This is a genomic window from Gaetbulibacter sp. S0825 (assembly GCF_011777505.1).
Lineage (GTDB): Bacteria > Bacteroidota > Bacteroidia > Flavobacteriales > Flavobacteriaceae > Pontimicrobium.
Genome location: NZ_JAATJT010000004.1, coordinates 39,408 through 54,426, shown reverse-complemented (window position 1 = coordinate 54,426; position 15,019 = coordinate 39,408). Strand labels below are relative to the sequence as shown.

General features: G+C 33.2%; 12 protein-coding genes. 7 read left to right on the top strand and 5 right to left on the bottom strand.

Annotation, left to right across the window (positions count from 1 at the left end; translation table 11 throughout):
* The 3 genes from HB672_RS14580 to HB672_RS14570 form a co-directional block, all read right to left on the bottom strand.
* Window positions 1-340, bottom strand: a 340-nt coding sequence (locus HB672_RS14580; protein WP_167770266.1) for a hypothetical protein, incomplete at its 3' end; no start/stop codon positions are given.
* A gap of 407 nt (window positions 341-747) precedes the next feature.
* The gene (gene hutH / locus HB672_RS14575) at window positions 748-2,259 is read right to left on the bottom strand and encodes a histidine ammonia-lyase (protein WP_167770265.1); all 1,512 of its coding nucleotides are present in this window, start codon (window positions 2,257-2,259) and stop codon (window positions 748-750) included.
* A gap of 97 nt (window positions 2,260-2,356) precedes the next feature.
* Window positions 2,357-3,952 (bottom strand): NAD(P)H-hydrate dehydratase, encoded by a 1,596-nt coding sequence (locus tag HB672_RS14570; protein ID WP_167770264.1) that lies wholly within the window; start codon window positions 3,950-3,952, stop codon window positions 2,357-2,359.
* 436 nt (window positions 3,953-4,388) lie between these two features.
* On the opposite strand from HB672_RS14570, the gene thrA reads away from it, so the two are divergent.
* The 3 genes from thrA (at window position 4,389) to thrC (ending at window position 9,157) form a co-directional block, all read left to right on the top strand.
* Complete coding sequence (thrA, locus tag HB672_RS14565) at window positions 4,389-6,839, top strand: bifunctional aspartate kinase/homoserine dehydrogenase I (RefSeq protein ID WP_167770263.1); 2,451 nt, start codon at window positions 4,389-4,391, stop codon at window positions 6,837-6,839.
* A 100-nt stretch (window positions 6,840-6,939) separates the two neighbouring features.
* Window positions 6,940-7,863 (top strand): homoserine kinase, encoded by a 924-nt coding sequence (locus tag HB672_RS14560; protein WP_167770262.1) that lies wholly within the window; start codon window positions 6,940-6,942, stop codon window positions 7,861-7,863.
* A gap of 1 nt (window position 7,864) precedes the next feature.
* The gene (gene thrC / locus HB672_RS14555) at window positions 7,865-9,157 is read left to right on the top strand and encodes a threonine synthase (protein WP_167770261.1); all 1,293 of its coding nucleotides are present in this window, start codon (window positions 7,865-7,867) and stop codon (window positions 9,155-9,157) included.
* On the opposite strand, the gene HB672_RS14550 is transcribed toward thrC, so the two are convergent.
* The gene (locus HB672_RS14550; RefSeq protein ID WP_167770260.1) at window positions 9,154-10,641 is read right to left on the bottom strand and encodes an aminopeptidase P N-terminal domain-containing protein; all 1,488 of its coding nucleotides are present in this window, start codon (window positions 10,639-10,641) and stop codon (window positions 9,154-9,156) included. The genes thrC and HB672_RS14550 overlap by 4 nt on opposite strands.
* Before the next feature lie 130 nt (window positions 10,642-10,771).
* On the opposite strand from HB672_RS14550, the gene gcvT reads away from it, so the two are divergent.
* The 4 genes from gcvT (at window position 10,772) to HB672_RS14530 (ending at window position 13,894) form a co-directional block, all read left to right on the top strand.
* Window positions 10,772-11,854, top strand: a complete 1,083-nt coding sequence (gcvT, locus tag HB672_RS14545; protein ID WP_167770259.1) for a glycine cleavage system aminomethyltransferase GcvT — start codon at window positions 10,772-10,774, stop codon at window positions 11,852-11,854.
* Window positions 11,855-11,877: 23 nt separating this feature from the next.
* The gene (locus HB672_RS14540) at window positions 11,878-12,708 is read left to right on the top strand and encodes a sugar nucleotide-binding protein (protein ID WP_167770258.1); all 831 of its coding nucleotides are present in this window, start codon (window positions 11,878-11,880) and stop codon (window positions 12,706-12,708) included.
* A 51-nt stretch (window positions 12,709-12,759) separates the two neighbouring features.
* Window positions 12,760-13,050 carry a 4a-hydroxytetrahydrobiopterin dehydratase gene (locus HB672_RS14535; RefSeq protein ID WP_167770257.1) on the top strand — a complete coding sequence of 97 codons (291 nt, stop codon included), beginning with the start codon at window positions 12,760-12,762 and terminating at the stop codon, window positions 13,048-13,050.
* 124 nt (window positions 13,051-13,174) lie between these two features.
* Window positions 13,175-13,894, top strand: coding sequence for a YebC/PmpR family DNA-binding transcriptional regulator (locus HB672_RS14530; RefSeq protein WP_167770256.1), 720 nt, complete (start codon window positions 13,175-13,177; stop codon window positions 13,892-13,894).
* A gap of 13 nt (window positions 13,895-13,907) precedes the next feature.
* Here the strand turns inward: HB672_RS14530 and HB672_RS14525 are convergent, their stop codons facing one another.
* Window positions 13,908-14,975: a tyrosine-type recombinase/integrase gene (locus HB672_RS14525; RefSeq protein ID WP_167770255.1), complete on the bottom strand. Its 1,068-nt coding sequence runs from the start codon at window positions 14,973-14,975 to the stop codon at window positions 13,908-13,910.
* Window positions 14,976-15,019: the final 44 nt, after the last annotated feature.

Sequence of the window (15,019 nt, the reverse complement as noted above, 5' to 3'; positions counted from 1 at the left end):
TTCCTTTTGCAAATCCAGTGGCAACTCCCCATTCGCCATCAACTCCTTGTTGTGGAGCTACTGGGTGAATTTGAAATTCTTCATCTGAATCGTGACATGCATCAAAAAATCCATCAAAGTAACCAGGAGCCATTAATTCTGACACTGATTTCATTGCTGGCACTTCGTGCATACAGCCATTAACAGGACCTAACTCCTCGCCACCACCAGTGTTATTCGCTCCGGTGCCTTGCGCGTAAGATAAGCTCGTTAATGCTAAAAACATAAACAACACTAGTGTTGCTTTGCCTTTTTTTTGTAAACTCCCTAAAGAGCTACAACATTTGGTAAAATTGTTCATAAACATAACATTTAGATTTAATTAAAATTATTTTAACATTTTACAATAGCATTTCAGCTATCTACATTACTTAAATAGGTACTGTTAATACACAGTAGACCAAGGGCTAAACATGATGACAATATTGCATATAATACAATAACGTAACCTGTTGTAAATCAATGACTAACAAAAGTTAGACACTAATAATAAAATGTGCTAATAATCAATAAATTGTTGTGCTATTAAACAATTATTTTTGGGTAGTAAAACAATTTTAAAGTGATGTAGGTTTTCACAAAAAATTGTTTGAACTTTTTAATAAATATACGAGATACTTATCAAAATCAAAATTAGAGCATCTTCAACGTTATTCCAAATGAGTTCAACTAATATTTAGGTATTTAAACGAAAAATAGGAGCTATTTCTAACTCAAAAACTCCTCATTATCAATAGTTACGGTAGTTAGGAAGGAAATTGATGCTACAATATCGTCGTGCAAAAATTCGTCTTCTTTAATAAAAGGAATGTCTTTTCTATATGCCTTAAGAAATGTTTCTAAAAACGGAGAGGTCTTTAAAGGTAGTCTAAAATGTAAGGCTTGAGAAGCATTTAAAACTTCAATTGCTAACACTCGTTCCACATTATATATTAATTGAAAAGCTTGTGTTGCAGCATTGGCTCCCATGCTTACATGATCTTCCTGTCCGTTTGATGAGACAATAGAATCTACACTTGCAGGTGTAGCTAATTGTTTATTGGCACTCACAATACTTGCAGCTGTATATTGTGGTATCATAAAGCCTGAGTTTAATCCAGGGTTATCAACCAAAAATGGAGGCAAGCCTCTATTACCTGAAACCAATTGGAATGTTCTTCGCTCCGAAATGTTTCCAATTTCTGCCATAGCTATCTTTAAATAATCTAGTGCCAATGCTAAAGGTTGACCGTGAAAATTACCGCCAGAAATAATTTTATCTTCACTTATAAATATATTAGGATTGTCGGTTACTGAATTAATTTCGGTTACAAAGGTTTTTTTAACAAATTCTAAAGTGTCATTTGTAGCTCCATGTACTTGAGGAATACATCTAAACGAATATGGATCTTGTACATGTTTCTTTTTTTGTGTTATTAATTCACTGCCATCCAAAAACGCTCTAATACGTTTTGCAACTTTTAATTGTCCATTATGTGGGCGCACTAGATGAACTAATTCATTAAAAGGTTCAATTCTGCCATCATAAGCATCAATAGAAAGCGCACCAATAACATCTGCTAAATAAGTAAGCTTAAATGATTTTAATAATAAATGGATTCCATAAGCACTCATAAATTGTGTGCCATTTAATAATGCTAGTCCTTCTTTAGATTTAAGTTCTATAGGTTTCCAATTATATTTAGTAAGTATCTCTCTTGATTTTCTCACTTCCCCTTTATACCATACTTCTCCGTCTCCTATTAAAGGCAAAGATAAATGTGCCAATGGTGCTAAGTCGCCAGAAGCTCCTAACGATCCTTGAGTATAAACAACAGGTAGAATATCGTTATTATAAAAATCAATTAAACGATTTACAGTTTCTAATTGACTTCCGCTATGACCATAACTTAAAGATTGTATTTTTAGCAACAACATAAGCTTAACAATATCTCGAGGAACTTCGTCTCCTGTTCCACAAGCATGTGACTTCATTAAGTTTTCTTGTAACTTGGTTAAGTTTTTAGAATTAATCTTTACATTATATAATGACCCAAAACCAGTATTGATACCATAGATAGGATCTTTATGAGACGCCATTTTAGTATCTAAATAGGTTCTGCACTTAACTATGCTATCTTGAGCTTTTGTTGAAAGTTGTAACTTTTTCCTAAGTGTTAGAATATCATTAATAATATTTAGGTCTATAGTATCACTTGTAATATAGTGTATGTTGCTCATGTGGTTGTATTGATTTTCAAAATTCAGCATTCAGGAAAATATATCCAAATAAATGTTAAGTATAATGTAATTAAAATATGAATGAAGAATCAAGTCCTTATATATACATTTCTTCGTCAGCACCTTTTTGTCCTTTACCTTCAGGTTGATCTTTTGGCTGTTGTTCTTGTTGTGGTTGCTCTGGTTTTTTAAACAAATCTATATATGCTTCACCTAAGTAATCAATTACATGACTTGCAATTAAACTTTGATAGCCAAAGTCTTCTAGTGCTATATCTGCTGAGCGACCATGCAAATACACGCCAAAAATAGCCGCAACTAAAGCATCATAACCTTGCGATATCAATCCTGTAATTATTCCTGTGAGTACATCACCACTACCTGCTGTTGCCAATCCTGGGTTACCAGAAGTATTAATATATAGCTTGTCTTGAAATACCACAATGGTATTTGCACCTTTAATAACAAGCACAAGTTTATATTTTTTTGCAAAAGCTTTTGCTTTTTTAAGTTTATCAAAATCGTCTTTCCAGCTTCCTAGTAATCGTTCTAATTCTTTAGGATGTGGAGTCAATACTGAATTTTCTGGCAATAATTTTAACAAGGCTTTTTTTGAAGACAGTATGTTTATACCGTCTGCATCTATTACTAATGGCTTCTTATTACTCTTTAAAAATGCTTCAAAAGCACTAATGGTTTTTTTGTCTGTTCCTATTCCTATCCCAATGCCAATAACTGTTGGTTCTATGTCAAAACTAATATTTGAAATTATATGTTCATCTTCATCTGTAATCACCATTACTTCTGGTAGTGCAGTTTGCAATACATTATAACCACAATTTGGAATATAACTGGTTACTAACCCTGCTCCCGCTACCAAAACTGCACGACTTGCCAAAACTACCGAACCTATTTTACCATAACTTCCTCCTATTATTAACGAATGTCCATAAGTGCCTTTATGAGCAAATTTTTCACGAGGTTGATACATTGGCAATACTTCGTATTTGCTAATAAGTTCAGCTTCAGTTTCAGTAGTCATCAAAAATTCAGGGTCTAGACCAATATCAATCACTTCCCATTGTTGTGTGAATTTTGCCGTATCTGGCAAAAAGAAAACTAATTTCGGAGATGCAAAACTTAGCGTATGATTTGCCCAAACCACACCATTTTCATCTTCAGGAACTTTATCGGCGTACAATCCTGATGGCATATCAACCGACAACGTAAATGCTTTGGAATTTCTAAAATGTTGAAACAGCGCTTTTACCCAATCGTCAGAAGCTCTATTTAGTCCAATACCAAAAACTGCATCAATAACGATATCGTCATGATGGATTTGTGGAAAATCATCTTTACAACTTAATAAGGTTGGCCAATCCTTGGTAACATTTTTTATTCTATCATAGTTTGTTAAAAAATCCTTTGAGCGTTTATCACTACAATTAACTACATAGGTAAACACATTATAACCATGAGTAATAAGATGTCGTGCAATTACTAAACCATCTCCTCCATTATTTCCAATACCACAAAACACATGAATTGGCACTTGAGCACCTTGCATTCGTATATGAAGCCAATTAAATATTTGTGTTCCTGCGCGTTCCATTAAATCGGTTGGTGAAATATTTTGTCGTTGTGTCGTTAATATATCTCCCTGATAAATTTGCTCTTTAGCGAATATTTTCATGTGTTTATATGTTTTTTTTAATGGTCATACTTCGACTGCGCTCAGTACAGGTTTGTAGCATCCATATATTTATTTTCTTGTACATCGAAAATTTAGCTGTGAGTTTCATGTACTAAAATTTCTGTAAAGTAATTGCTCGGGTAAAACTAGTTCAAATAAAAAAAAAAACGAAGTTCAACTTATAATTCTACAAAAAAATCCAATTTATTTTTTTATTAATATAAAAGTAATACTTTTGAAATCTATCATTATATAAATGAACAATTTTAACCAAAATATAACTATCCATATAGCTTCTACAAATAGAAGCATAGTGTCTTTTGGTACAATTTCTACTTTTATTACGACCCTTTGGGGTTGCAAATAATATATCTTTCCGTTCGTACTTATGTGATTTTTTATCACGAAATTTAATGTCTCAATAAAAAAGCCCAAAATGAAAGTTTTAAAGTTTGGTGGAACATCTGTAGGTTCAGCCAAAAACATACAAAAAGTTATAGAAATAGTTAAAAACATTTCACAAGATTCTAACGTAGCAGTCGTAGTTTCAGCAGTTGGTGGAATAACCGATAAACTCCTTAACGCAGCAAATAAAGCAGTTGCAAAAGACACTACTTATAATGAAGTGTTTAATCAAGTAAAATTAATTCATCTTGACATTATTGATGAACTAATTAAGACCGAAATAAATTCTGAAGTAAAAGAAAATATTAACTCTAAATTAAATTCACTTGAAAAACTTCTAGAAGGTATTTATTTAATTAATGAGTTATCTCCAAAAACAACCGATAAACTTTTGAGCAATGGTGAGCAAATGTCTTCGTATATCATTTCAGAAGCCATGAAGTTAAATGGTATTGATGTCCAATTAAAAAGCTCACAAGAGTTAATTGTTACAGATAATAATTACACAAACGCTACTGTAAACTTTAACCAGACCAATAATAATGTAAAAAGTTATTTTGAAACCAATAATACTTCAGTGACACTTTTACCAGGATTTATTTCAAAATCTGAAAATGGAGAAATCACAACACTTGGTAGAGGTGGTTCCGATTTTACTGCAGCTATAATTGCTGCAGCGATTGAAGCTGAGGAATTACAAATCTGGACTGATGTTAGTGGTATGTTTACAACAAACCCAAAGTTGGTAAAACAAGCAAAACCAATTAGTCATATTTCTTATCAAGAAGCTGTAGAGTTATCTCACTTTGGTGCTAAAGTTTTGTATCCACCAACTGTGCAACCTGTGCTGAATAAAAAGATTCCTATCGTAATTAAAAATACACTAAAACCTGAAGATTCAGGCACATATATTACAGATTCAAATTCTAATGGAAATACCAATGCAGTGAAAGGCATTAGCAATATAAATGATATTGCATTACTAACATTGCAAGGTAACGGTATGGTTGGCATTCCTGGATTTTCTAAGCGCTTATTTGAAACCTTATCACAAGAGAAAATTAACGTTGTGCTTATTACACAAGCCTCAAGCGAGCATTCCATTTGCATAGGTATTCAAGAAACAGATGCTGATGCAGCAAAAATGGCTATTGATAAAACCTTTGAAAACGAAATTTCATTGCACAAAATAGACCCAATTATTGTAGAAAAAGAGTTAGCTATTATTGCTGTTGTTGGTGATAGTATGAAAAATCATCAAGGAATAAGCGGACGCATGTTTAGTACTTTGGGTAAAAACAATGTAAATATTAGAGCCATTGCTCAAGGAGCTTCCGAAAGAAACATTTCGGCTGTTATATCTAAAAAAGATGTAAAAAAGGCACTAAATGTTGTTCATGAACGATTTTTTGAAACTAAGACCAAACAATTGAATTTGTTTATTACTGGTGTTGGTAATGTTGGTGAACGACTAGTTGAGCAAATTAAACAACAGAAAAAATATATTAAAGAACATTTAAAGTTAAACCTACGAATTGTGGGACTTTCTAACTCAAGAAAAATGATTCTAGATGATGATGGTATCGATTTAAATAACTGGAAATCACTTTTAGAAAATGGCGAAAATGCTTCAATTAATGGTTTTTTTAATGCTGCAAAAACTATGAATCTTCGTAATAGTGTATTTGTTGACGTCACTGCCAATTACGATGTTGCAAACAACTATGCTAATTACTTGCGTGAAAGTATTGGCGTAATAGCTTGTAATAAAATAGCTTGCTCTAGTGAGTTAGATAATTACAACCTTTTAAAGCGTTTATCAAGAAAATACAATGCTCCTTTCCTATTTGAGACTAATGTAGGCGCTGGCTTACCAGTTATTGACACCCTAAATCATTTAATAACCTCTGGAGATGAAATTAAGTCAATACAAGCAGTGTTGTCTGGGAGCTTAAATTTTGTTTTTAACAACTTTAATGATAAAACAAAGTTTCACGATGTTGTAAAATTAGCACAAAAGGAAGGTTATACTGAACCAGACCCAAGAATTGATTTAAGTGGTGTGGATGTTGCTAGAAAAATACTTATTCTAGCACGTGAAAGTGGTACAGAAATGAATTTGGAAAACATTTTAAATGAACCTTTTCTTTCAAAATCTGGTTTAGAATCAAAATCAGTAGATGATTTTTATCAAACATTACTGGATGATGAAGTTCATTACCAGAACCTTTATCAATCGGCAAACAAGAATAATTGTCAATTAAAATATGTAGCCGAATTTAATAATGGAAAAGCAAAAGTTGGATTAAAAGAAATCCCAGAAGGGCATCCATTTTATAATTTAGAAGGAAAAGATAACATTGTCATGTTTTACACAAAACGTTATCCCGAGCAACCATTAATTGTTAAAGGCGCTGGCGCTGGTGCTGAAGTAACAGCATCTGGGTTATTTGCTGATATTATTAGAATTGCTAATAACTAAATTATGAAAGCTCTTAATGGGCATTTGGCAAGCAATTATTAGTGCCAGCTAAAATAATTAGAAAACTAAGATTACAGGTATTTGCAAAAATTTAAAATAAATGAACGAAATTAAAATATTCTCTCCTGCAACTGTTGCCAATGTCGCCTGTGGCTTTGATGTTTTAGGGTTTTGCCTAGATAGTCAAGGAGATGAAATGGTTATTAGAAAAACAAAAGAAAAAGGTATTAAAATCACGCATATTGAAGGCTATAATTTACCGTACGAAACAGAGAAAAATGTCGCTGGCGTGTCTGCATTGGCAATGTATGAAAATGCTAAACCAGATTGCGGGTTTGAAATAGAGATTTATAAACGTATTAAACCTGGGAGTGGTATTGGTAGTAGTGCCGCAAGTGCTGTAGGTAGTGTTTTTGGCATGAATGAGTTGTTAGGTAAACCCTATAACAAAACCCAACTCACCTACTTTGCCATGAAAGGTGAAGTGTTGGCTAGTAAAAGTGAGCATGCCGATAATTTAGCACCAGCAATCTTTGGAGGTTTTACATTAGTAAAAAGCACATCACCATTAGATATCTTACAAATACCAACACCAACAGAATTATACGCAACCATTATACATCCACAAATTGAAATAAAAACCTCTGAAGCACGTGAGATATTACCAAAAAACATTCCTCTAAAAGATGCCATTGCTCAATGGGCAAATGTTGGGAGCTTGGTGCACGCCTTACATACAAATGACTACAAATTAATTCATAGGTCGCTACAAGATATTATTGTAGAACCATATAGAAAACAACTTATTCCTCACTTTGATGATGTGAAATTTGCTGCAATGGAAGCAGGCGCTTTAGGCTGTGCAATCTCTGGCTCAGGACCTTCAATTTTTACTTTAACTAAAGGAATTGAAATAGCTAAAAATGTTAAAGAAGCGATGAGTTTAATCTACTCCAAAACAAATATTGATTTTGATATTCATATTTCTAAAATAAATACTCAAGGCATAAAGATTATTAACTAACATGAACTATTATTCTCTAAATAAAAAAGCACCAAATACAACATTTAAAAATGCTGTAGTAAAAGGTTTAGCTCCAGATAAAGGATTATACTTTCCTGAATCAATTACACCACTATCAAAAGACTTTTTTGATAACATTGAACAGTTAACAAATGCTGAAATTGCTTACGAAACAATTAAGCAATTTGTATTGCCTGAAATTCCAGAGGTTGAATTAAAAACAATTGTCGAGGAAACGCTATCATTTGAATTTCCAATAGTTGAGTTGAATGAAAATATTTCAACATTGGAATTATTTCATGGGCCAACAATGGCTTTTAAGGATGTTGGCGCACGGTTTATGGCAAGATGTTTAGGGTATTTTAATCAAGACAATACGAATGAAGTAACTGTGCTTGTTGCAACCTCTGGAGATACTGGAGGAGCCGTAGCCAATGGTTTTCTTGGTGTAAAAGGAGTAAATGTAGTTATTCTCTATCCTAGCGGAAAAGTAAGTGACATTCAAGAAAAACAACTTACTACACTTGGTCAAAACATTACAGCGCTTGAAGTAGATGGTGTTTTTGATGATTGCCAAGATATGGTGAAAAGAGCTTTTCTTGATGAAGAGCTAACTAATAAAATGCAATTAACGTCAGCTAACTCAATTAATGTGGCACGTTGGCTGCCTCAAATGTTTTATTTTATGTTTGCTTACAAGCAGTTAAAAAGAAAGTATAAAAAAATTGTGTTTTCTGTACCTAGTGGAAATTTTGGTAATATTTGTGCAGGCATGATGGCTCAAAAATTAGGTTTACCTATCAAACATTTTATAGCCTCCAACAATGAAAACAATGTGATTACAGAATACTTAAAAACTAAACATTATAATCCTAAACCATCAGTTCAAACCATTAGTAATGCTATGGATGTTGGAAATCCGAGTAACTTTGTACGCATTCAAGAGATTCACAAAAACAATTTTAATGCATTACAAGACAACTTCTCGTCTTTTAGTTTTTCAGATACTGAAACTAAAGAAGCAATGCTTGAGATTTACAATGATTTTAATTATGCAGCTGACCCTCATGGCGCAGTAGGCTATTTAGGAGCTAAGTCGTATTTAAATGATAATCCAGATGCCCATTGTGTGTTTTTAGAAACAGCTCATCCAACAAAATTTCTGGATGTGGTTGAAGAGGTAATTAATACCAAGATAGATTTGCCTCCACAAATTGAAGCAGTTATGGGAAAAGAAAAAGCATCAATAATAATTGATGCTTATAAAGATTTAAAAAATTATCTAATTAGTTAATCGTCTAGTTTCGGCAATACAAAATCGTCCAAAGCACTTTTTTGTTTCATCAATGCTTCTATCTCATTTGATTTTCTTGGTGCTTCACCAGATAAATTTATTGGCCCGTTTTCAGTAATTAAAATATCATCTTCAATACGTACTGCAATTCCCCACCATTTTTCATCACAAGGACTACCTTCAGGAATATAAATTCCAGGCTCTATAGTCACTACCATGTTTGGCATAAAGTTACTTCCATCATTTAAATCGTGCACATCTAAACCAATATGATGGCAAATACCATGTGGCAAGTACATGTGGCGCTCGTCTAAGGATTTAATAATCCCAAGCTCAAGCAAACCTTTATTAATCACTTTTATGGCTTCTTCATAAGTTTTTCTGCCATTGTTACCAACTACAGCTGCAGCAATTCCTGCATTTTGAGCTTCATACACAATATCGTAAATCGCTTTTTGCTCAGGTGTGAACTTTCCACTAGCAGGAATAGTTCTAGTAACGTCAGCTGTATAACCATGATATTCTGCTCCTAAATCCATCAAGACTAAATCGCCTTCTACTTTAGTTCTGCTGTTTTCAATATAATGGAGTACACAACCATTTTCACCTGCGCCCACAATGCTTGGGTATCCTTCATACTCAGTACCATATTTTTTATAAACGTACTCGTGTATTCCTTGAATTTCTGTTTCACTCATATTAGGCTTCATCGCTTTCATTACCTCCACTTGACCCATCGCAGAAATTCTAACAGCTTTTTTAAGCAATTTCATTTCTTCAGGTGTTTTTATTTGGCGCATACTACCCATTAATGTTCTCAATGTTTTGGTATCTATTTTTGCTCGCTGTGTTTGAATAGCACCTTCTTTAGCCATTTCCAAACGCATTTCTTCAGTTCCTTGAGGTGCGCCTTCTTCAATATAATAACCAACTTGAGTTTTAAAAGACTCTACTAAACTTGCTAAATCTGCTGGGTCACGCTTATTATCACGAAAATCATCTTTAAAATCATCAAACATCACGCTATTAAATTCCATGAAATTTATTCCAGAATTTAAAAACTCACCGCCGTTAAACACCATGTCAAATCCAAGCTCTTCTTTTGTGCCTTCAACACCTAAACGCCTTCCATCCCACATTTCTCTTCGCGCATCTTTTTTCTGCACATAAACAAGTTCGTTGAATTTTTCACCATCTTTATCTTGCATATCAGAAAAAATCACTAATACAGCATGCGGCTCTTTATAGCCTGTTAAATAATAAAAATTCGGGTCTTGATGGTAAATATAATCTACATCGTTAGCCCTATTTCTAACAGCATTAGCAAAGAATACTGCCACACTGTTTTTTGGCATTTTACTACGTAATAAATCTCTTCTCCCTTTGTGGAATTCAGAAGATAAATAGTCCGTTGGCAAATCTTTTTGAGCAAAACCGTTTACTATAAAAAGAAGTGAAAAAAGCAATGTAAATAAATGTTTCATTTTGTTATATTTTTTAAGAATTTGAAAATACACATTCTATTAAAAACAATTTATATTTTAACATATTTTTTATAAACAGTTTCTTTAAAATTTTGCTTAGTTTTGCTCAACATTCAATATTTTATTTCTTATGAAAAATACAGCATTATCATCTACACACGAAGCTTTAGGAGCAAAAATGGTGCCTTTTGCAGGCTATAATATGCCAGTTCAATATGAAGGCGTAAACGCAGAACATGAAACGGTTAGAAAAGCTGTTGGTGTTTTTGATGTAAGCCACATGGGTGAATTTCTTATTGAAGGACCAAATGCTTTAGCTTTAATACAAAAGGTCACAAGTAATGATGCTAGTAAATTGTCTCCTGGAAAAGCGCAATACAGTTGTTTTCCAAATGATAAAGGTGGTATTGTTGATGATTTAATTGTATATATGATTAAAGAAGAACAATACTTGTTGGTGGTAAATGCAAGTAATATTGAAAAAGATTGGGATTGGATTCAGTCTAAAAATAATGTTGGAGCAGATATGAAAGATTTATCTGAAGATTATTCTTTACTAGCAATTCAGGGCCCTAAGGCAGTTGAAGCCATGCAAAGTTTAACAAGTCATGATTTATCAGCTATCAAGTTTTACAACTTTGTAGTTGGCGATTTTGCAGGAATTGAGCACGTAATTATTTCGGCAACTGGATATACTGGAAGCGGTGGTTTTGAAATTTATTGTAAAAATAGTGAAGTAAAGCAAGTATGGGATAAAGTATTTGAAGCTGGAGCTGATTATGGCATCAAGCCTATTGGATTAGCTGCACGTGATACCTTACGTTTAGAAATGGGTTATTGCTTGTATGGTAATGATATCAATGACACTACCTCTCCTATTGAAGCTGGTTTAGGTTGGATTACAAAATTCACCAAAGAATTTACAAACAGTGAAGCCTTAGAAGACCAAAAACGTAGAGGTCCAGAAAGAAAACTTATTGCATTTCAATTAGACGAACGTGGTATTCCTCGTCAAGGCTACGATATTGTAGATGGTAACGGAAATAAAATTGGAGACGTAACTTCAGGAACTATGAGTCCTAGTTTAGGAATAGGTATTGGTTTAGGGTATGTACCAACGGTATTTACGGATGTTGGTAGTAAAATACATATACAAGTTAGAAAAAATGCTTTACCAGCAACTGTTGTAAAACTACCTTTCTATAAAGGCTAGATAGTCAGAATGGAGATGGATGAATGAAGCAGGATAGTTTTAAACATAGAATCCTAATTTTAGGAGCAAGCGGATTTATTGGTAACGCTATTTACAAAGAGCTTTGTGGCTATTTTAGAACCTTTGGAACTTACAATACCAACAACAATATTTTTGAAAACAATCAACATTTTTTTCAGTATAATGTGGAAGAAGATGATGTTTTTGACATCCTAAATGCCATTAAACCCACAATTATCATTTCTTCATTACGTGGCGATTTTTCGGCACAAGTAATTGCACATCAGCATATTTCGGAATACCTAGTGATCAATAAATGTAAACTTATTTACTTATCGTCCGCAAATGTATTTGATGCTTATAGCAAATACCCAAGCTATGAGAATGACAAAACACTTAGTCATAGTATCTACGGTCATTTTAAAATAAAAATAGAAAACATGCTACTCAGGCTCCCAAAAATGAAAGTAGCTATTTTAAGGTTGCCAATGGTATTTGGAGCGTTTTCTCCTCGAGTAAGCGATATAAAACTCCTACTGAAAGAAAAACTACCTATTGAGGTGTTTCCAAACTTAGTTATGAATGTCACTTCAGATAATAAATTATCTCAACAAATTCATTACATCATCAATCGTAACAAGTATGGCATATTTCATTTAGGAAGTAACGATTTAGTGCATCATGACGATTTTATTAATGATATTGTTAAAACCTTTGGAGATTTAAAACCAACATACAAACACGTTTACACGACTAATGACGAACGTTACTTGGCAGTGCTACCAAAGGAAAACAAATTACCCAAACATTTACAAATACAAAGTCATGAAATTCTTGAAGAATTAGAAGTGTAGTTGATTTATGAATATTAATTTTTTAACTTTAAAAAACTAAAAAACACAGTTATGTCAAGACTGACTCCAGACGAAATAGAACAACGCATGTTGCGTTTCCCAGATTGGGAATACTACGAAGATGCTATTCATGCCGAATTTGAATTCGAGAATTTTAAAGATTGCTTTAGCGCCATGAGTAGGATTGCTTTTGAGTGTGAAGCCTTAAACCACCACCCTAATTGGAGCAATGTGTACAATGTGCTTACTATTTCTTTGTCCACACATAGCGCCAATGGTGTAACCAAAAAAGATTTTGATTTAGCCGAGGCTATTGAAAACATTGTAGAGCCTGAAGATTAAAAAGTTTTTAGTATTCAGCAGCAGTTTGCAGTTTTAAGAACTTTTTGTTCTGCTTACTTTTTATATTTTTGTGATTAAACAAATTATACTCATTTACACTTAACAACAAACAACTTAACAAACTATGGGAAGAGCTTTTGAATTCCGTAAAGCACGTAAAATGAAACGATGGTCTGCCATGAGTAAAGCCTTTACTCGTATTGGCAAAGACATTGTCATGGCCGTTAAAGAAGGAGGTCCAGACCCCGACAGTAATTCTCGATTGCGTGCCGTTATTCAAAATGCTAAATCAGTAAATATGCCTAAAGACAACGTTGAACGCGCCATAAAACGTGCGAGCGATAAAAGTCAAGGTGATTACAAGGAAGTGATTTTTGAAGGTTATGCACCTCATGGTATTGCCGTTTTGGTTGAAACTGCAACCGATAATAATACACGTACTGTGGCTAATGTTAGAAGCTATTTTAATAAATGTGATGGTAGTTTAGGCACCTCTGGTTCGGTGGTGTTTATGTTTGACCATACCTGTAATTTTAGGATTCCGAGTGAAGGTTTAGACCCTGAAGAAATCGAGCTTGAGTTTATTGATTATGGTGCCGAAGAAGTATTTGTAGACGAGGATGGTATTTTAATTTATGCACCATTTGAAAGCTTTGGAGCGATACAAGCAGCCTTAGAAGAACGCAATATTGAAATTCTATCTTCTGGGTTTGAACGCATCCCACAAGTCACCAAACAATTAAGTACTGTAGCTGCTGCAGATGTTGAAAAACTGCTTGAAAAACTTGAAGAAGATGATGATGTACAAAATGTATATCATACAATGGAGGAAAGTACAGAGTAATTATTTGATTTTTCTATAAAGAATCCAAAGGACTTTTAATTTTAGAAATACTTCGAGGTGTCACCTTGGTATAAACTTGCGTAGTTTTTATCGAATTATGACCCAGTAACTCTTGTATAAAACGCATATCTGCACCAGATTCTAAAAGATGTGTAGCATAAGAATGACGCAAGCCATGAATACCAATCTCTTTATCAATATTTGCCTTTTTCATTGCTTTTTTAAATACTTGCTGTAAACTCGATTTTGCGTAAGCACCTCCATATTGTCCTTCTAGGAGGTAAGTTTCTGGTTTATAAGCTATATAGTATTCCCGTAGTCCAGGTAAGATACTTTTAGGCAATGGCACATAACGGTCTTTTTTGCCTTTAGCACCTCTTACATGCACAACCATACGTTTACTATCAATATCATTTAATTTTAAATTCACCACTTCAGAGACTCTTAAACCCATACCATAGGCTAATTGTAATGCAATTTTATGCTTTAAATTATTTGTAACTTTAAAAAGCTTTTTTACTTCAGATTTACTTAACATTTTGGGTAATGTTAGTGGTTTTTTGGGTCTGGGAATATCAAAAAACATTTTGGGTCTATGCAATACTTGTTCAAAGAAAAATTTTATGGCATTTATTTTACCATTCATTTTCCGTTCTTTCATTTTTTCAACTTGAATACAATAAAGGAAATAATCCTTTAATCGTTTAGGAGTTAAATCACCAACATAAAAGTCATCAAGCAATTTAAGTAAATGTAAAAACTCAGCGAGATAAATACGCTTGGTACTTAAGCTATATTTTTTCAAGGTTAACCGTTTGTATAAGTCTAGGTAAGCTTTTTGGTTTACAGGATGAATTTCTTTTGCATTATTAGCAACTGTATTTTTTGCTGCTAATTTTAAAGCCTTTCGTACAGAAGGTAAATCTGGCAAATACCATGACTTTTTTGTAGCGCTCCATTTAGCTGAAGGGAAACGATGTCGCAATTCGTTTTTTAGTGAAAGATCAAAATCAAACTTTACTAAGATGATGTTTTGATTTTTATGAGTCGCTATTTCGAATGTGTAATTTTTAAAATTCATACAGGTATTTTATATAACAACATTATAAAAATAATAAATTTGTT

Coding starts and splice junctions, on each gene's coding strand:
- HB672_RS14570 (WP_167770264.1), bottom strand. CDS start 3,952: ATGAAAATATTCGCTAAAGAGCAAATTTATCAGGGAGATATATTAACG.
- HB672_RS14525 (WP_167770255.1), bottom strand. CDS start 14,975: ATGAATTTTAAAAATTACACATTCGAAATAGCGACTCATAAAAATCAA.
- HB672_RS14550 (WP_167770260.1), bottom strand. CDS start 10,641: ATGAAACATTTATTTACATTGCTTTTTTCACTTCTTTTTATAGTAAAC.
- thrC (WP_167770261.1), top strand. CDS start 7,865: ATGAACTATTATTCTCTAAATAAAAAAGCACCAAATACAACATTTAAA.
- HB672_RS14530 (WP_167770256.1), top strand. CDS start 13,175: ATGGGAAGAGCTTTTGAATTCCGTAAAGCACGTAAAATGAAACGATGG.
- HB672_RS14535 (WP_167770257.1), top strand. CDS start 12,760: ATGTCAAGACTGACTCCAGACGAAATAGAACAACGCATGTTGCGTTTC.
- thrA (WP_167770263.1), top strand. CDS start 4,389: ATGAAAGTTTTAAAGTTTGGTGGAACATCTGTAGGTTCAGCCAAAAAC.
- gcvT (WP_167770259.1), top strand. CDS start 10,772: ATGAAAAATACAGCATTATCATCTACACACGAAGCTTTAGGAGCAAAA.
- HB672_RS14560 (WP_167770262.1), top strand. CDS start 6,940: ATGAACGAAATTAAAATATTCTCTCCTGCAACTGTTGCCAATGTCGCC.
- hutH (WP_167770265.1), bottom strand. CDS start 2,259: ATGAGCAACATACACTATATTACAAGTGATACTATAGACCTAAATATT.
- HB672_RS14540 (WP_167770258.1), top strand. CDS start 11,878: ATGAAGCAGGATAGTTTTAAACATAGAATCCTAATTTTAGGAGCAAGC.